The sequence below is a fragment of the Bacillus sp. FSL W8-0519 genome (genome assembly GCF_038005585.1).
In the GTDB taxonomy this organism is placed as follows: Bacteria; Bacillota; Bacilli; order Bacillales; family Bacillaceae_G; genus Bacillus_A; species Bacillus_A paranthracis.
In genome coordinates this window covers 2,926,274-2,942,744 of the sequence record NZ_JBBOTL010000001.1, presented here as the reverse complement: position 1 = coordinate 2,942,744, position 16,471 = coordinate 2,926,274, and the positions used below count along the sequence as shown (strand labels likewise).

At 34.8% G+C, this 16,471-nt stretch carries 18 protein-coding genes, 1 pseudogene and 1 riboswitch; of the genes and pseudogenes, 11 read left to right on the top strand and 8 right to left on the bottom strand.

Annotation, left to right across the window (positions count from 1 at the left end):
• Nucleotides 1–35 precede the first annotated feature (35 nt).
• On the bottom strand, nt 36–617 hold the full coding sequence (locus NST14_RS15475) for a hypothetical protein (protein ID WP_000132272.1): 582 nt from the start codon (nt 615–617) through the stop codon (nt 36–38).
• 289 nt (nt 618–906) lie between these two features.
• Between NST14_RS15475 and NST14_RS15470 the strand changes: the two genes are divergently transcribed.
• Together NST14_RS15470 and lepB are read left to right on the top strand one after the other, a co-directional pair.
• On the top strand, nt 907–3,060 hold the full coding sequence (locus tag NST14_RS15470) for a peptidoglycan D,D-transpeptidase FtsI family protein (RefSeq protein ID WP_001249210.1): 2,154 nt from the start codon (nt 907–909) through the stop codon (nt 3,058–3,060).
• Nucleotides 3,061–3,142: 82 nt separating this feature from the next.
• Nucleotides 3,143–3,664, top strand: coding sequence for a signal peptidase I (gene lepB, locus NST14_RS15465; protein WP_000806877.1), 522 nt, complete (start codon nt 3,143–3,145; stop codon nt 3,662–3,664).
• A 33-nt stretch (nt 3,665–3,697) separates the two neighbouring features.
• Here lepB and NST14_RS15460 read toward each other — a convergent pair whose 3' ends face one another.
• Complete coding sequence (locus tag NST14_RS15460) at nt 3,698–4,330, bottom strand: CmcI family methyltransferase (protein ID WP_071713438.1); 633 nt, start codon at nt 4,328–4,330, stop codon at nt 3,698–3,700.
• A 195-nt stretch (nt 4,331–4,525) separates the two neighbouring features.
• Here NST14_RS15460 and NST14_RS15455 point away from each other — a divergent pair, with 195 nt between their 5' ends.
• The gene (locus NST14_RS15455) at nt 4,526–5,050 is read left to right on the top strand and encodes an NUDIX hydrolase (protein ID WP_229142787.1); all 525 of its coding nucleotides are present in this window, start codon (nt 4,526–4,528) and stop codon (nt 5,048–5,050) included.
• Between the two features lie 143 nt (nt 5,051–5,193).
• Here the strand turns inward: NST14_RS15455 and NST14_RS15450 are convergent, their stop codons facing one another.
• The gene (locus NST14_RS15450) at nt 5,194–5,955 is read right to left on the bottom strand and encodes a class I SAM-dependent methyltransferase (protein ID WP_048557747.1); all 762 of its coding nucleotides are present in this window, start codon (nt 5,953–5,955) and stop codon (nt 5,194–5,196) included.
• A gap of 197 nt (nt 5,956–6,152) precedes the next feature.
• Here NST14_RS15450 and NST14_RS15445 point away from each other — a divergent pair, with 197 nt between their 5' ends.
• Entirely contained in the window at nt 6,153–6,644 is a 492-nt protein-coding gene (locus NST14_RS15445) for a DUF2716 domain-containing protein (protein ID WP_000800375.1), read from the top strand.
• A gap of 63 nt (nt 6,645–6,707) precedes the next feature.
• On the opposite strand, the gene NST14_RS15440 is transcribed toward NST14_RS15445, so the two are convergent.
• From NST14_RS15440 to NST14_RS15430, 3 genes are all read right to left on the bottom strand, one after another.
• A complete protein-coding gene (locus tag NST14_RS15440; RefSeq protein WP_229142786.1) occupies nt 6,708–7,478 on the bottom strand; it encodes a DNA alkylation repair protein in 771 nt (256 codons plus the stop codon).
• Nucleotides 7,479–7,511: 33 nt separating this feature from the next.
• A complete protein-coding gene (locus NST14_RS15435; RefSeq protein WP_001026180.1) occupies nt 7,512–7,817 on the bottom strand; it encodes an iron-sulfur cluster biosynthesis family protein in 306 nt (101 codons plus the stop codon).
• Between the two features lie 265 nt (nt 7,818–8,082).
• Nucleotides 8,083–9,549, bottom strand: a complete 1,467-nt coding sequence (locus tag NST14_RS15430; protein ID WP_001083374.1) for an amino acid permease — start codon at nt 9,547–9,549, stop codon at nt 8,083–8,085.
• 112 nt (nt 9,550–9,661) lie between these two features.
• A riboswitch (Lysine riboswitch) is annotated at nt 9,662–9,854 on the bottom strand.
• A gap of 323 nt (nt 9,855–10,177) precedes the next feature.
• Here NST14_RS15430 and NST14_RS15425 point away from each other — a divergent pair.
• Nucleotides 10,178–10,639 (top strand): GNAT family N-acetyltransferase, encoded by a 462-nt coding sequence (locus tag NST14_RS15425; protein ID WP_000764614.1) that lies wholly within the window; start codon nt 10,178–10,180, stop codon nt 10,637–10,639.
• Nucleotides 10,640–10,659: 20 nt separating this feature from the next.
• Here the strand turns inward: NST14_RS15425 and NST14_RS15420 are convergent, their stop codons facing one another.
• On the bottom strand, nt 10,660–11,562 hold the full coding sequence (locus tag NST14_RS15420) for a sulfite exporter TauE/SafE family protein (protein ID WP_048557749.1): 903 nt from the start codon (nt 11,560–11,562) through the stop codon (nt 10,660–10,662).
• A 206-nt stretch (nt 11,563–11,768) separates the two neighbouring features.
• On the opposite strand from NST14_RS15420, the gene NST14_RS15415 reads away from it, so the two are divergent.
• The 6 genes and pseudogenes from NST14_RS15415 to NST14_RS15390 all read left to right on the top strand — a co-directional run bounded on the left by NST14_RS15415 (nt 11,769) and on the right by NST14_RS15390 (nt 15,919).
• Nucleotides 11,769–12,566, top strand: coding sequence for a VOC family protein (locus NST14_RS15415; RefSeq protein ID WP_048557750.1), 798 nt, complete (start codon nt 11,769–11,771; stop codon nt 12,564–12,566).
• Nucleotides 12,567–12,580: 14 nt separating this feature from the next.
• Entirely contained in the window at nt 12,581–13,507 is a 927-nt protein-coding gene (locus NST14_RS15410) for an aminoglycoside phosphotransferase family protein (protein ID WP_048557751.1), read from the top strand.
• Nucleotides 13,508–13,520: 13 nt separating this feature from the next.
• Nucleotides 13,521–14,264 (top strand): metallophosphoesterase family protein, encoded by a 744-nt coding sequence (locus tag NST14_RS15405; protein WP_000410980.1) that lies wholly within the window; start codon nt 13,521–13,523, stop codon nt 14,262–14,264.
• 171 nt (nt 14,265–14,435) lie between these two features.
• Nucleotides 14,436–14,573 (top strand): annotated as a pseudogene (locus NST14_RS15400) (uridine kinase); the annotation flags it as partial.
• A gap of 126 nt (nt 14,574–14,699) precedes the next feature.
• The gene (locus NST14_RS15395; RefSeq protein WP_061403031.1) at nt 14,700–15,524 is read left to right on the top strand and encodes a DUF2785 domain-containing protein; all 825 of its coding nucleotides are present in this window, start codon (nt 14,700–14,702) and stop codon (nt 15,522–15,524) included.
• An 80-nt stretch (nt 15,525–15,604) separates the two neighbouring features.
• A complete protein-coding gene (locus NST14_RS15390; protein WP_000358184.1) occupies nt 15,605–15,919 on the top strand; it encodes a DUF3892 domain-containing protein in 315 nt (104 codons plus the stop codon).
• A gap of 76 nt (nt 15,920–15,995) precedes the next feature.
• Here NST14_RS15390 and NST14_RS15385 read toward each other — a convergent pair whose 3' ends face one another.
• Nucleotides 15,996–16,436 carry a YaiI/YqxD family protein gene (locus NST14_RS15385; protein WP_000708752.1) on the bottom strand — a complete coding sequence of 147 codons (441 nt, stop codon included), beginning with the start codon at nt 16,434–16,436 and terminating at the stop codon, nt 15,996–15,998.
• Nucleotides 16,437–16,471: the final 35 nt, after the last annotated feature.

Sequence of the window (16,471 nt, the reverse complement as noted above, 5' to 3'; positions counted from 1 at the left end):
ATCCGCCTCAGTTTTTTATTTGAGTAATCGTTATACTAAGCAGCGTGAAAACATGTCGATAATGTAGTAACAACATCTCTATAATTAATAAAAAAGTGTTTCGTAGGTAAAATAGCAGAGTAAGAAGTAGTATTATTTTTAACGAATACACAATCGTCATAAAGTAAGCTAATATGTAGCTGTTGTAAAGGTTTTATTTGGTGTTGTTTTATATATAAAACTAAGTCTTCGTAAAGTTGTCTACTAAAATCACTTACAGACCATTCTAATGAAAGCTGACCTGCTATGCTAGTCCACCATACTTTAAAACTACATATTAATTCTTTGAATAATTCTTTATTACATAAATGATTATCAAAAAGATTCTCATAAAAGATATGGTTTTCATCATAAAAAATTTGCGAATCATACTTGTCATTAGCCATTTGTTTGCGAAGTGAATGCCATAATTCTTTGAAATTTGCTTCAAAGTTAGTAGAAAAATTGAATTGTCTTGCTATGTAAGGAAATTTTAAATTTTCCTTTTTCTCTTTTTGGTTGAGATAAATATTTTGAATATAAATCATAAAGTTTAAACAATGGGGCGCATTAGTATGTATTGTAAATGAATCTGTCATTTTCGTTCTCTCCTTAAGTAATGTCTTTTATGAATTTATTTCTTTAGTATACAAATAAATGTAAACTAATGGTATAAAAATAACTTTGTACCATTTTTCTTTTAGAATAATATTCATGTTATTGTGCATTAAGGGAATGGTAATAAATAGGATATAAAATTAAAAAACTGAAAATTAAATCTTTTATTTCTTTTATAATTAATATAAAATTCTATATATATCATATAAATAAATTTGATACATAATGGTTCCATGTAGAAATGTTAATAGAATGAAGCGAGGGAGCGAAATGAGACAGAAAAAGGAGCAGAAGAAACAATCGAAAAAGAAAAAGACTCATATTCCTTTTCGGTTAAATGTACTATTTTTTATCGTCTTTCTTTTATTTTCAGCTATTATAATTCAATTAGGTAAAGTACAAATCATTGATGGAGAAACGTATAGAAATGAAGTGAACAAAAAGGAAGATGTAACGGTAAGTACACCTGTTCCTAGAGGGAAAATGTTTGATCGACAAGGTCAGGTGATTGTAAATAACAAACCACTACGAACCGTTACATATACGAAAATGAAAGGAGTAGATTCGAAAGAAGTTTTACAAGTAGCAAGACAGTTAGCCCAGTTAATTGAAATGTCGCCAGAGGATATAGACAAGTTAACAGAAACAGATAAAAAGGATTTTTGGATGCAGTTAAATGAAAAGCGGGCAGCAGAAAAAGTAACGAAAGAAGATGAGAGTAAATTTAGGAAGCAGGAGATAGAAGGGAAAGAATTAGATAAAAAAGTGGAAGAGTTACGTAGGGAAAGAATTACACAAGAAGAATTAAGCGAACTTTCAAAAGAAGACCTAGAAGTACTAGCTATTAAAAGCAAAATGAATGCGGGATATAAAATGACGCCGCAAATCGTTAAAAAAGATGTAAGTCAAAATGAATATGCAGTCGTAAGTGAAAGATTGGCAAGCTTGCCCGGAGTAGATACGACAGTAGACTGGGAACGTGAATACCCAAATGATAAAATACTTCGTTCTATTCTTGGTAGCGTTTCTACTGAAAATGAAGGATTGCCAAGGGAACAATTAGATTATTATTTAGTGCGTGATTATAACCGAAATGACCGCATTGGTAAGAGTTACATCGAAAAGCAATATGAAGACGCATTACATGGAACGAAAGAGCAATCTAGAAGCATTACAGATAAAGCAGGAAATATAATCCGGACAGAAAAAGTGACCGAAGGAAAAAGTGGAAATAATTTAATGTTAACAGTAGATATGGAGTTACAGAAAAAAGTAGAGGAAAGTCTTGAAAAGAATTTACGAGCATTTCATTCTGCAGAGCCGATGATGGATCGTGCATTCGTTGTAATGATGAATCCGAAAAACGGTCAAATTTTATCGATGGCAGGAAAGAAAATTGTAAATAAAGATGGCGGGATGCAAATAGAGGACTATGCTTTAGGGACGATGACAAGTTCTTATGAGTTAGGGTCAACTGTGAAAGGGGCTACATTATTAGCCGGCTATCAAACTGACACAATTAAGCCGTATACACATTTCTTTGATGCACCTATGTATTTTAAAGGAAGCTCTAAGCCGAAGAAATCGTGGAAAGACTTTGGTGATATTGATGATTTAAGAGCTTTACAAGTTTCATCAAACGTATATATGTTTAATACAGCATTAAAGATGGCAGGTATAAATTATGTGCCAAACAATCCATTAGATATTAAACAAGAGACATTTAATAAAATGCGCTACTATTTTAGACAATTTGGTTTAGGTGTACCGACTGGTATTGACTTGCCGAATGAATCGATTGGTCAAATGGGTAGAACGGATAACGTACCTGGTTTTTTACTTGATTATGCGATTGGACAGTACGATACATATACGCCGCTTCAACTTGCTCAATATATTTCAACCATTGCAAACGGTGGTTACAGAATGAAACCGCAAATTGTGCAAGAAGTGAGAGAACAACCACATAGACCAGAGGATGTTGGAAAAGTTATTCGATCTATTGAACCAGTTATTTTAAATCGAGTGGATATGAACACTTCATACATTAATCATGTAAAAGAAGGATTTAGAAGGGTTTTTCAAGAGAATGACGGAACAGGTACTGCAACGTTTAAAGGATTACCGTATAAACCAGCTGGAAAAACAGGGACAGCTGAAACTGTGTATGGTGGAGAAAGTGAAATTGGAAGAGATGAAAACAATAATCGAAAAAAATGTTATAATTTAACTCTTGCCGGTTATGCGCCGTATGATGCTGATCCGGAAGTAGCTTTTTCAGTTGTTGTACCATGGGTAAATGATGACAAATCAGGAATTAATTCCGCGATTGGTAAAGAGATTTTGGATGCGTATTTTGAATTGAAAGCGAAAAGAGCAGGTGGAAATCCAGTCCCAGTAGAGCAGCCGAACAAGGCCCAGTAAAAATAATATCACTGCATTGAGACATATGGTGCAGTGATATATTTTTTGATTTAAAAAGCGTTTGAATAAGGTGGGAATGGATATGAAACAGGAGATTAAAAGAGGTTGGGGGAAATACATACTCTTCGTGTTTGTTTTGGTAATAGCCTATCATTCTTTTACTTTATGTAAAGTGGAAGGGAAATCGATGCAACCGACTTTATATGAAGAAGACTACGTATTTGTAAATAAAGCAGCCGTACACTTTTCTGATTTAGAGCATGGAGAAATTGTCATTATAAAGGAAGAGGATGAGTCAAAATATTATGTAAAACGAGTAATAGGGCTTCCTGGTGACGTAATTAACATAACGAATGGATCTGTATATGTGAATGATAAAAAACAAGAAGAACCGTATACAAATAAAGATTTATTCAATAATACGCAAGTGTTTTATAACTTTCAAAAGACAAAAATCCCACCAAATAAATTATTTGTAATGGGAGATAATCGTGAACTTAGTAGAGATAGTCGAAACGGTTTAGGATATATTGAAGAAGATAATATAATAGGCAAAGTGGAATTTGTATATTATCCTTTTTCAAAAATGAAGATCATAGAATAAGTGGGGGTTTCTCTATCCCCACTTATTAACGTTTCACTTTATCTTCTTTAAAAAACCTTTTGGGTTAAACGATATGAAAAACTTATGCTTAGATTCATCGATTATGAAATTGTTGTTTGTAGCTAAAAACTCTTCAACAGCTTCCATTGGGCCAGGTCCCCAATCAGGAGAAACAGGATTTCCATTAATAGATGTATCTTCTACTATAATATAACTGCCTTTAGTAACGATAGATTTATAAAGCAACAATTCTTTTGCTACATGCTCTTTACTATGATCAGAATCTAAAATAACTAAAATTACATCATTAGGTTTGCGCATACTTAATATTGTTTGCACAGCGGTTACTGAAACAGAAGAAGCTGTTAAATACGTAATACGATCATGGGATGGACGATTTGGTTGTGGAAATATATCAATAGTAAGAACATGACCTTTTCCAATTAAATCTAAAATGGAAGCTAAATACAGTGCGCTACCACCATAACAAGTGCCACATTCAATAATTAAATCGGGTTTTAATTCGTAAATCATTTCTTGATACAAAAAAAGATCAGAAGGAAGTTTGAGAATGGGGACTCCAAGCCAATGTGTATCATATAACCAGACTCGACTATCGTAAAATTGTTTTAAAAATTCGCTGCTTATGTTATCGATTTTGAACACTCCTTTCTGGAAACGAAAGTTGTACAATATATTATGTGAGATATGATTGTAAGGAGAATGTTTTTGAATAAAAATGAGCAAAATACCTCATTAAAAAAACAGTTGTTTGTATAATAAGAATTTTTTTATGCAGCAAGTCTAATCAAAATGCTGTTTAAATTTTTAGATGAGGGGAAAAAGAAAGGAAAGGAACGTATGTATAAGTACACAATTTGTTTCATTAGAAAAGGAAATAAAATACTCTTATTGAATAGAAATAAAAAGCCGAATATGGGAATGTGGAATGGTGTTGGCGGAAAAATTGAAGATAATGAAACGCCATATGAAGGAATAATTAGAGAAACGCTTGAAGAAACAGGCATAGATCTTCCAAGTGTAACGTATAAAGGGAATGTCGTTTTTAAAAGTAAGGACGCGTCTCAGGGGCGTGAAGGAATGTATGTATTCCTTGCTGACCTGCCAGATGGAGTACATATGGACACGCCATTAAGTACGACGGAAGGATTATTAGAATGGAAAGAAATTGATTGGATATTAAATAAGGATAATAGAGGTGTAGTTAGCAATTTACCAAAATACTTACCAATAGTATTAACAGAAGAAAATAAGTTAGAGCATATATTCACGTACGATAAAGGGAATATTATTACTTACACAACTTCATATTTGACAGATGATAATGCGAACAAACGGTATGAAAAACAACTCGTTTCTCAATAGGGAAAATATGACAACAATCACTCTTATAATCTAGTAGATTGCAATTAGATAAAAAGTGGGATGATATAACTTTTCTTATTATGAAAGAGTAGAGAACATACGTAAACGGAGCAAAAAGGAGGTGCTTTGCCACCTCCTTTTTGCTAGCTGTGAATCGCCTTAATGATAAAGCGATGTTGCTTCACATCAAAATATCTTTTTTGCAAGATGATTTCATGTATACGATATAATTCCTCATAATACCTTTCGACAGTAAAATCAGAAATTTGCCACGGAATTGCTTTTAAATAATAGACGATAGCGCCAATATCATAAAAGCGTTGGAAAGGTAATTCTTCTTTTGCTTCTAAGATAGTAAATCCATTTTCCTGTAGTTCATTACATGCCGCTTCAAGCGACCAACTTGCAAATTCACTATTTAGTGGTGTGTCAAACTGTTCATTAAGTTCAGCGCAATCGAGACCACCAACTTGTTGTGTAAGGAACATTCCATTAGGAGAAAGAATTCTGTTTACCTCAGAAGCGGCATAGGATTCATGTTGATTCACAACTAAATCAAACTGTTCATCTTGAAATGGTAATACAGTATCGTCAGTCACCTCTACAACAGTAACCCCTAAAGGCTCTAATTTCTTTCGAGCAATTGGCACGTTTGGAGCGTAGCCCTCAGTCGCATAAATAGTTGGCGGGAATGGTTGTAACATAGATAAAAACTCTCCGCCGCCAGTCCCCATATCGAGCATTGATTCTGCACGCTGCATAAGCTGGAAAGCAGTACTGCCGTACGACCATGATAAAGGCTCGCTCTTCATTCGGCCAGTTTCTGAAATGAAAGAAAAATCCCAGCCGCTAAAATGTGTATTTGCACTTTCTAATAAAGTTAAAAATAATGGATCACGTTTCATAAATTTTTCCTCCTATTTCATAAATGAATGATATGATGAGAAAAGAAAAAGGGAGGACCTCTTATGAAAGAGAAGCGGTTTTACGTTTCGTGTTCGAATAGATTCATATAAATTCGCTCCTTGTGAAAATGGTTATTTATATATTCGGGATTTTTGAGTGGAATTCCTTTGAAATATAAAGAGAAGGTAGATATTTAATGAAAAATTGGATTGAGTTTACAGATAAAGAGTACGATCGAATTTGGGATAAAGTATATAGTGATTATGAGTTTTCACCAAGTGTTTCAATATTTCCATCGTTTAAAGTACCGGGACCGTTTATCACATATGACATCTCTCATTATTTTGGAGAGTTGGTAGATTTAAATGTATATGATGAACTTGAGGAAAAAGCATTAAAAGTTTTCAAAGAGAATACAGCATCGAATGAATATATGATGGCACTGGATTGGCAACATGAGTGTTATTGGGTGAATCCACATTTAGAGTTTGAAAGAAATGAATTTGATGAGTGGATGATACCCGTATTTCCGAATGGAGATTACTACTTCTTTATTCAGAAGGACTTTAAGTGGGGTTATTTAGGCCACCCTTGGGAAGAGAGTATAACGATATTTGGAGAAGAACTTATAGAAAGCTTTGAACGAAATAAGCCGGAAATGTTTCAAAATATTTTAAGGCAAGGATAATGTTTGAAAGAGAAAACCGCTTATACTTCATTTTTGAAGCATAAGCGGTTTTGTTTAAAATACTCAAAAATAAAAATCTTTTGGTAAAGTATCATTTTTTATTACCGTCCTTAACCCATGTTTTATAATCCAAGGATTAACTGGATGCTGTTTATCACGTAATTGCTGCAACCATTGAAAAACGAATTCTTTATCTTCTTTCGTAATATCGTTAATATGATTGGCTACAGATTTTTGAACATATTTAGAAGGGTCATTCATTAAAGGCTCAAGAAACTGTAAATTGTACTGAAAGTCACCTTTCAGAGCTCCTATTTTTTTAGCCCAAGGAAGTCTAGGTCTCGTACCTTCAGAAACTAATCTTCTAATGTGACTGTTTTCATCATGAATCCACTTTTGTAATATGTTTAGTGTGTCTTCATGGTATGTTTGAAGAAAAGGCCGAATGGCATATTCAGCAGTATTCCTTTTCGTTATTTCATACATGGCGTTGAATGAGGTTTCAAAATCGTTAAGCCCATATTTTTCAACGTATTTTGCAATAGGCATGTACATATATCCGTTTGTAAATGTGCCTACTTCTGTTGTATTTTCTGGTCCTAATGTTTTCAGTAATATATGTATTGCTTCATTAAAATCTTTTTGTAAAGCATTGTGTAATTCATCTGCCATTACTTCAATACGCTGCTTTAACTCTAAATTTTCAACTTTACATGTTACGGAAGACACAAAGTTTCTTTTAGAGAAAGTAGGATCGTGTTTACAAATAGAATCAGCCATTTTTTCTGCCAATTCTTCGTTAAATAAAAATTTTAATGGAACATATTTACCCATTTTTTCACCTCAGTGGTCAGTTGAAAACAAGTTTTATTTTTTAATCGACAATCCATAAACTAAAGTCTCACTCGGAGTCGTAATACTAAAACCTGTCGTCTTATAATCAAGCTTCACTGTATCACCAGTGTAGTCTTTCGTAAATGAATCCATTTGCAAGATAAGGTCTGCATCTTCATATACAACATCATCTGCAACATATGTATCCCAAATTAAATCGACATCAACGAAAATACTACAAGAGTTTGTCATTGTCCCTCTAATGCGAATGATTTTTTTATCTTCACGTTCTAATCTATGTATAGCTGCTTTTGCTTCATCAGTAATACGAATGTTCATTGTATCCCAACCTTTATTTATATTTCCTTTATTATTGCAAAAACAGGGGCAATAGGGAAGTAAAGAGGTTTGCAATAAAAAACGAGCAAACAAATTTGTTTGCTCGTTTCACTTTATCCGACTTTAATGGGCAGTAAGATCCTCACCTCAAAATGCAGCGAAAGAAAAGAAGTTAGGTGGGGGATCAACTGCCCATAAAAGTCCGATTGGTTCAACTAATAATCCGTGGGGGATGAAGAAAACCCCCACGGATTAAAGTTTCACTTTATTTCAGTTCACATTTATCAAGTGGAATGACTTTTGTTTTTTTCGTAAATTTGTATCCTAACCAAAGTACTAAGAAGAGTGGTAAACCGATGTAAGAAACGAGTACGCCGTTCCAATCGATTGATTCACCCATAAATGCGCCGTAGTTTTGACCTAAAATTACGATGACGCAAAGTGCAAATGCGAAGATTGGTCCGAATGGGAACCATTTTGCTCTATAAGGTAAGTCATTTAAATCTTTTCCTTGTGCGATATATGCTTTACGGAAACGATAATGACTAATTGCGATTCCAACCCATGCGATAAAGCCAGACATTCCTGATGCATTTAATAACCAAATGTATACAACACCGTCACCGAATAAAGAAGCAATGAAAGCGATACTACCGACAATCGATGTTACGATTAATGCGTTAACAGGTACGCCGCGGCTATCTAATTTACCAAGAAACTTCGGTGCTTTCCCTTGGCGAGCTAAATCCCAAAGCATACGAGTTGATGCATACATACCAGAGTTACCAGCAGATAGTACTGCCGTTAAAATAACAGCGTTCATAACAGAAGCAGCGAAGGCAACGCCCGCTTTTTCAAAAATAAGTGTAAATGGACTTACTGTTACATCACTTGCGGCAAGACTTTCAGTTGTATAAGGAATTAATAAACCGATAACGAGAATCGCAAGGATATAGAATAAAAGGATACGCCAAAAGATCGAACGAATTGCTTTCGGAATATTACGCTCTGGATCAGATGTTTCACCAGCAGCTACACCTAATAATTCAGTACCTTGGAATGAGAAACCAGCTGCCATAAATACACCGATAATTGCCATGATGCCGCCATTAAATGGTGCATCTGCAACAGTGAAGTTTTTAAATCCAACAGTTTCGCCGCCCATAATTCCGAAAATCATCATGAACCCGACAATTAAAAAGATAATAATTGTAGCTACTTTAATAAGTGCAAACCAATATTCAGATTCACCAAATCCTTTAACAGATAAGTAGTTTAAAAGGAAAATAATAGCTAAACATAATCCGCTCCAAATGAGGGAAGGAGTATCAGGAAACCAAAATTTCATAATTAATGTTACTGCAGCTAGTTCAGCAGCAATTGTAATGGCCCAGTTATACCAATAGTTCCAACCAAGTGCAAAGCCAAGTGATGGATCAACAAATTTTGTTGCGTACGTGCTAAAAGATCCAGTAACAGGCATGTAAGCTGCGAGTTCAGCTAAGCTTGTCATTAAAAAGTAAACCATAATTCCAATTGCAGCGTATGCAATTAATGCACCGCCAGGTCCAGCTGAATGGATGACACCACCGCTGGCAAGAAATAGTCCGGTACCAATTGTACCGCCGAGAGAAATCATCGTAAGGTGCCTTGATTTTAGACCGCGTCTTAATTCACCTTTTCCTTTTGTAGCTTCTGTTTTAGAGGTAGCTTGATTCGTTGCGCTATTCATGTTCAACACTCCTTTTCTTGTAAGATAGGAAGGAGCGGGGGAGAAAAATACAAAAAACCGCCAAAGGAATTTGGCGGAACGTTTCACAAATAACCACCCCATCATACCCTTCCGTTAAGATAGCACCCCACGTTTACACGGTAATTTTGTAAACGTGACAGTTCTGTTCCTTTCGGAGACAGCCCCAGCTCATATTTCCAGAGAAGAAATATAAACTTCGGCAACTTTTCCTTTCAAACGGAGTCGGTGACTTTCCCTGTGTCTCGTCCGTTTTACTCTTAAAAGTCGCAACCTCTACCTCATCGGATTGATGAGGATTTGATATATTGCTAAGATTTTTAATATATGGCAATTGTAATGAGTTTCTGAATATATTGCAAGATATTTTGTAGGAAAAAATCAAAAAATATCGGTTATTGTATAGGAAACGCTTGCAAAACTCCACCCGAACCTACTATTATGTAACAATAAGCAAAGAAAAAATTGTTATACAAATGTTTCGCAAAAAATATTGAAAAACCCTTCAAAAATTAAAAGAAAATTCAGAAAATATAATTCGACATTCATAATCAGGTCATATTTTTTGATATAATTAGAGTAACGTGTAAGTAAAAAAGGGGAAATCAAAATGAAATTAGAAACAGAAAGGCTCTATATAGTGCCGTGTACAGAAGAGAGTATTCACGTTGCTAACGAGCAAGGATATAATAGTGGCCCACATATTGTAGGGCATGTAGAAAATGTAAAACAGGATAAGGATTTATTACCTTGGGGCGCGTGGTATGTCATTCGAAAAGAAGATGACATCGTTCTAGGTGATATAGGTTTTAAAGGGAAACCAAATGAGGAACATACAGTAGAAGTTGGTTACGGATTTATTGAGAAATACTGGAATAAAGGGTATGCGACAGAAGCTGTACAAGAACTAATAGATTGGGCTTTTCAGACAGGAGAGGTAGAAACGATTATTGCAGAGACGCTCCTTGATAATTATGGTTCGATTCGTGTGTTAGAGAAGTTACATATGAAAAGAGTAGATTCGACAGAAACAATGATGAATTGGAAAATAGAAAAAAACCGCTCGAAGTAAGTTGAGCGGTTTTTTAGTAATTAAGGTAGCATCTGTTTTTGATCATTCGGATATTGGGCTGTTGATGTGTTAGAACGATTGGAATGATTGCGAACAGCAATGAAAATAGAAATAATAACGACAAGACCAATTGCCACGTAAGAAAGTGAAATAATAGTTGGATCCACCTTAAATGTAGTAAGTAGTGTACGAATGTTTGTAAAGATAATAAGGCCACCAACTAATACGCCAAGTAAATGAGAAGGAACGATGCGGACTAACCACGCAGCGATTGGTGCTGCGACAATACCACCAAGCATTAACGCAAATACCCAAACCCAGCTTACTTGTTCCCAGCCAAGTGAGATGAAGAAGCCAATTGTTGCAGCGAGTGAAACAGGAAATTCACTCGTATCTACAGATCCAATAACTTTTCTCGCTTCATTTCCTCTTGCTAGAAGAACAGGTGTCGTAATCGGTCCCCAGCCACCGCCACCAGTTGAATCAACGAATCCAGCGAATAAGCCAAGCGGAACAAGTTGTTTAGCCGACATACGTTTATTTGAAGTAACAATCTGTTTTTGAATAATGAATCGTAATAAAATATAAACCCCTAAAGTAAATAAAAATACAGAAATGTACGGTTTAATTACATCCCCAGGTAAATTGCTTAAAAAACATGCTCCAATAAATGCGCCAATTGCTCCTGGTAATGTAAGCCTGGAAACGGTGTATTTATCAACGTTCCCAAATTTGAGGTGAGATGCACCAGAAGCGGCGGTTGTAACAACTTCAGCTAAATGAACAGATGCGGAAGCTACAGCCGGTGCGATACCAAACATTAGTAAAAGTGAGGTAGACGTTACCCCGTACGCCATTCCAAGCGCTCCATCGATCAATTGAGCGAAAAATCCAATAATAGCAAAGACAATTAATTTCTGCATAAATAATCCCCCTGTAATAGTAAATGAAAAAGGCACTTTTCCCGTATGAGAAAAGTGCCTTTGGTTTTTCCAATCAGCAATAATTAAATTTGTTTCATTATAATACACATTAATCGTATAAATCAACTAGGTTTTAAAGTTTTTTGAATTGAACGAAAGAAAAATAAAATATACAATAAAAGGATGGAGAGAAAGGGGAGAAAGACATGTTATTATTTGATCATCTCGTTCACGCAGTTCATGGCACACCGGAGGAAGCGGCAAAACAAATGCAGGAACTTGGATTTCATACGGCACTAGGCGGAGAGCATACTACTTGGGGTACTTGGAATAGTTTAAGTTATTTTGATTTATCATACATAGAATTTTTAGCAGTTCAACATGAAGAAAAAGCGAAAGAAGCAGAAAATCCGTTAGTACAAGAAACGGTAGTGAAATTACAAGATGGTGAAGGGATGCTGCAAATCGCAATTCGAACAGATACCATTGAAGAATTAGCAGATAAGTTTAGTAAATACGGTTTACAAACAATAGGACCATTTGAAGGGAAACGTATGAGAAAAGATGGCCGCCTTTTAGAATGGAAAATGTTATTTGTAAAGCAAGAAGAGAATGGGCCGAAATTACCTTTCTTTATACAGTGGAATGAAACAGATGAAGAAAGAAGAAAAGATTTACGTAACATTGGAACAATCACTGAACATAAAAACAAAGTACAACAAATTGAAACGATTCATTACGCAGTGAAAAATGTTCGAGAAACAGTACGGAAATGGAAAGCAGTCATGGAGCTAACTGCAACTCCAGTCATGAAAAATGAAGAATGGAATGCGGAGTGTCAAAGTGTATCGTTTGGTGACATTCAAGTACAGTTTTGTGAACCGATTGGAGAAGGTCTAGTACAAGAATACATAAAGAATTATGGTGAATATCCATTTGCAGTAGAATTTAAAGGGGAAAATAAACGAGAGTATGAAGTGTTAGGTAGTTTGTACATATATTGATAGAGGTGAACGCTTTGGAAGAAATACTTAGAGAGATAGAGAGAAAACTAGAATGGCCTCGTATTGTAAAGTGTACAGCTATTTCAAAAGGTTTTTCACATGAAGAGAAATATAAAATAAAATTAGAAAATAGAGTAACATATTTTGTAAAAGTATGTGATGCTGTTTATTTTGAACGTAAACAAGAAGAATATACGTATATGAAACAATTAGAGTTATTACATATTCCAACGCCGAAGTTAATTCATTTCATAAAACTTGAGGAATTAAATAAATGTGTTCAAGTATTTGAATGGGTCCAAGGTGTAAATGGTCAAGAAGGTTTAAGGAAGCTATCGGCGGAAGAACAGTATCATGCAGGAAGAAAAGCAGGAGAAGTATTAAAGAGGATTCACTCGATAGAAAAAGAAAGTGCAAGTAATAAATGGAAAACATCTAGATGGAATAAATACGAAAGATACATAGAGGCATTAGCAAATTACGAAGTGAATTTTCTAGATTTGAAGCCAGTATTAACCTTTGTAGACAATCATAAAGACTTATTAAAAAATCGTCCAATCACATTTTTACACGATGACTTCCATCCAGCAAATAGTATGATTCATAATAAGGAATTTATCGTTATCGATTTTGGTGGATATGATTTTGGCGATCCTATACACGATTTTTATAACGTAGCGATTTTTACTACAAGAATAAGCAAACCATTTGCGGTTGGACAAGTCCATGGTTATTGCGGAGGGGAACCATCACTTCATTTTTGGAAACTGTACTCATTATATGCAGCAATGACATTCCCAGCTGATATCGTATGGACAAACCGAAGCACGCCGCATTTAGTAGATAATATGAAGGAAAGATTGAACCAAATTTTAGAAGATCATAATCAATTTTCATCCTATATTCCAAAATGGTATCAATCAAGTGAATTTAATAAATAACGGAGGAATTTATATGGAAAAAATAGCAGTAATTTCAGATATACATGGTAATATTCCAGCTTTAGAATCTGTACTACAAGACATTAAATTGAGAGGAATCAAACGCATAATTTGTCTTGGAGATTTAGTAGGGAAAGGTCCTCATTCTAGCGAAGTAATTGAAATCATTCGTAAAGAATGTGAAGTAGTCGTAATGGGAAACTGGGATGATTTTATTACAAAGCCGACTGAATTTGAAGCATTAAAATGGCATCAAAAACAACTATCGGAAGAACAAAATGACTATTTAAGAAGCTTGCCATTTTCAATCGAGTTTTATATGAGTGGAAAACTCATTCGAATGTTTCACGCTTCACCGAGAAGTTTATATGAAAGAATACAACCACACGCTTCAAGAGAAGAGCGTATTAGTATGTTCGAAAACAGTGAGCTCACGGAGAATATAGAAGGAGAAAGAAAACCAGATGTCGTTTGCTACGGTGACGTTCACCAAGCATTCGTTCAAAATTTCAGAGGGAAAACGTTATGTAATGCTGGTAGCGTAGGAAATCCGCTTGAAATTACACAAGCTTCCTATTTAATATTCGAAGGAACTTACAATGAAAAAGAAGCAGCAAGTTTTTCCATCCAACTTGTACGTGTACCGTACGATATTGAATTAGCTATCAGGCTGGCAGAAGAGCTCGATATGCCAGAAATTGAAGAATACAAACAAGAATTACGGACTGCTTTATATCGAGGGTTTAAGGGGAAGTAAGCTAATCAAAATATATCAACGATTTTTCAAATGTATCTATCGTAACTTAAAATATATCAACGATTTTTTCGATTTATCGACGATTCGACATAGGATATCGACTTACCGACAAATAGTGACATAGAAAGTTAATTATAATTTTGTTATGTAAACTAAACGGGGGGAAATATCATGAACCGAAAACAACAAATTAAAGAAATTGTAGATCATATTTTAAAATTAAACTTAACTCACCCAATAAGAGTTGGAGTAAGCGGTATTACAGCATCAGGAAAAACAACATTTGCAAACGAATTAGCGGAAGAAATACACAATCAAAAGTATATGTATAGCCTTTTATTAATAGTTATAATTCTCGTATAATTATATTAGCTTTAGAAAGTGAAAAACGGGGGATAAGGCAATAAGAAACGCAAAAAGGGGAGAAAAAATAGAATGAATGAAGTACTAGAATTAAAAGAAGAATTACTACAAATTAAAAATAATAATTATGCTGTACCAGAAGACGTAGATGCTTATCCATATGCGCAGTGGATGCTAGATTATATCGGATCACCAGATGCTGAATTACGCGATGATTTAATTTATAGTACGCTTCATACATGGATTACAACTGATGTGTTTAGACAAAAAGAATTACGAGGGTTAATGCTACAAGCAATTAGTCCTGATTATTTATTTTATAAAATTGGTGAAAAGGGAACAGACTCTGTTTTTAAACGTGCGTTCTCTGTTTTAATTCCACCACTTATTTTATCTGTTCATGAAAGAGAACCGTTGCTATCTGAAGAACAACTATACAGCGTAGCAGAACAAGTGCTGGAATATGTATATTTAGAAGAAGATGTAAGAGGTTATGTAGAAGGAAAAGGATGGGCACACTCTACTGCACATGCAGCGGATGCGCTCGATGCATTAGCACGTACCATACAAAATCGTGAGTTTTCATATGCAATATTAGCTGCTGTTCGTCAGAAGGTTCGATTGAGTGATTACGTATATGTACACTTTGAGGATGAGAGATTAGTAAAGCCAATTATGTCATTACGTAACCAAAATCTTTTAACGGAAGAAGAGTGGAGCAATTGGCTACATAGTATAGCCACTGTTGAAGACATCCGACATCCGCAGCATGCTATTTTAATACAAAATATTAGAACTTTCTTAAGAAGTTTTTATTTCAGAGTTTTAGAGACAGAAGGTAGTACAGCCTTTACAGATGATATATTGGAGACTTTGAAGGGTTTGCGTAGGTATTAAAAATACATTTTGCTAAAAGGAAATTACATAAAACCAACACCTCCCAACCATACTAATAAAATGTGTTGGAGGTGAGTTTAATGGACAAAAAAGATTTTGAAAAAGTGTATAATGATTATTTATATCAAGGAGAAGAACAAGCTCAATTCGAAGTAGACCATGAAGTTAATACAGGAGCAGAACAAATTGTTGCCGTTCGTAAAAATGATGATGGGGATTTAATAGCGTTTAAAACAAGTAGCGGGAGAGAGTTAGATTATATGACTGCTCTTAGTGAAGCAAAATCAGGGAAGTTAGCTCATGTGGACGTATTTCATAAGTATGGCAGAGATATTATACGTAGCGAACCTGATGGAATAAAAGAAAATAACTTAGATAATTTACCTTCATTTTAAACGGGTAAGTCTTAAGAAGAGAATGTTCATTTGGATATTCTCTTCTTTTCTTTCTTTACAAATAGACGGTTCATTTCTACAGTGCAATCATACTTTTAAAGAGCACTCTAAATTTTTCTTTATCTTCTGCTGTAAATGGTTTTGGTCCCTTTGTACGCTTACCGCTTTTTCGAACCATTGCACTTAAATATCGTGTTTGTAACAATTGTTCAATGTTATCATTCGTATACTTATAGCCTTTATGGTGTAGTACGATACAGCCTTTTGCTAAAGCAAGCGAAGCAAGACCGTAATCTTGTGTTATGATTAAATCTTCTTTTTGGGCTAACTGCATAATTCGGTAATCCGCAGCATCTGCTCCAGAATCAACATAAATTGTTTCTACGCCTTTTGGCTGCTCTGCATTAGAATAATGAGAAAAGCTTGTAACGAGGGTAACAGGAATTTCTGCCTTTGTAGCTTCAAAAATAATTACATCTTTTACAGGACAAGCATCTGCATCAACATAGATTTTCATTGGTATCACTCCTATAACTAGGTTCGTGTTGATGA

Excerpts from the sequence above, each read along its gene's own strand:
- NST14_RS15415 (WP_048557750.1), top strand. The coding sequence starts at position 11,769 with ATGTTATTATTTGATCATCTCGTTCACGCAGTTCATGGCACACCGGAG.
- NST14_RS15455 (WP_229142787.1), top strand. The coding sequence starts at position 4,526 with ATGTATAAGTACACAATTTGTTTCATTAGAAAAGGAAATAAAATACTC.
- NST14_RS15390 (WP_000358184.1), top strand. The coding sequence starts at position 15,605 with ATGGACAAAAAAGATTTTGAAAAAGTGTATAATGATTATTTATATCAA.
- NST14_RS15385 (WP_000708752.1), bottom strand. The coding sequence starts at position 16,436 with ATGAAAATCTATGTTGATGCAGATGCTTGTCCTGTAAAAGATGTAATT.
- NST14_RS15425 (WP_000764614.1), top strand. The coding sequence starts at position 10,178 with ATGAAATTAGAAACAGAAAGGCTCTATATAGTGCCGTGTACAGAAGAG.
- NST14_RS15395 (WP_061403031.1), top strand. The coding sequence starts at position 14,700 with ATGAATGAAGTACTAGAATTAAAAGAAGAATTACTACAAATTAAAAAT.
- NST14_RS15405 (WP_000410980.1), top strand. The coding sequence starts at position 13,521 with ATGGAAAAAATAGCAGTAATTTCAGATATACATGGTAATATTCCAGCT.
- NST14_RS15435 (WP_001026180.1), bottom strand. The coding sequence starts at position 7,817 with ATGAACATTCGTATTACTGATGAAGCAAAAGCAGCTATACATAGATTA.
- NST14_RS15470 (WP_001249210.1), top strand. The coding sequence starts at position 907 with ATGAGACAGAAAAAGGAGCAGAAGAAACAATCGAAAAAGAAAAAGACT.
- NST14_RS15440 (WP_229142786.1), bottom strand. The coding sequence starts at position 7,478 with ATGGGTAAATATGTTCCATTAAAATTTTTATTTAACGAAGAATTGGCA.
- NST14_RS15475 (WP_000132272.1), bottom strand. The coding sequence starts at position 617 with ATGACAGATTCATTTACAATACATACTAATGCGCCCCATTGTTTAAAC.
- NST14_RS15445 (WP_000800375.1), top strand. The coding sequence starts at position 6,153 with ATGAAAAATTGGATTGAGTTTACAGATAAAGAGTACGATCGAATTTGG.
- NST14_RS15430 (WP_001083374.1), bottom strand. The coding sequence starts at position 9,549 with ATGAATAGCGCAACGAATCAAGCTACCTCTAAAACAGAAGCTACAAAA.
- lepB (WP_000806877.1), top strand. The coding sequence starts at position 3,143 with ATGAAACAGGAGATTAAAAGAGGTTGGGGGAAATACATACTCTTCGTG.
- NST14_RS15450 (WP_048557747.1), bottom strand. The coding sequence starts at position 5,955 with ATGAAACGTGATCCATTATTTTTAACTTTATTAGAAAGTGCAAATACA.
- NST14_RS15420 (WP_048557749.1), bottom strand. The coding sequence starts at position 11,562 with ATGCAGAAATTAATTGTCTTTGCTATTATTGGATTTTTCGCTCAATTG.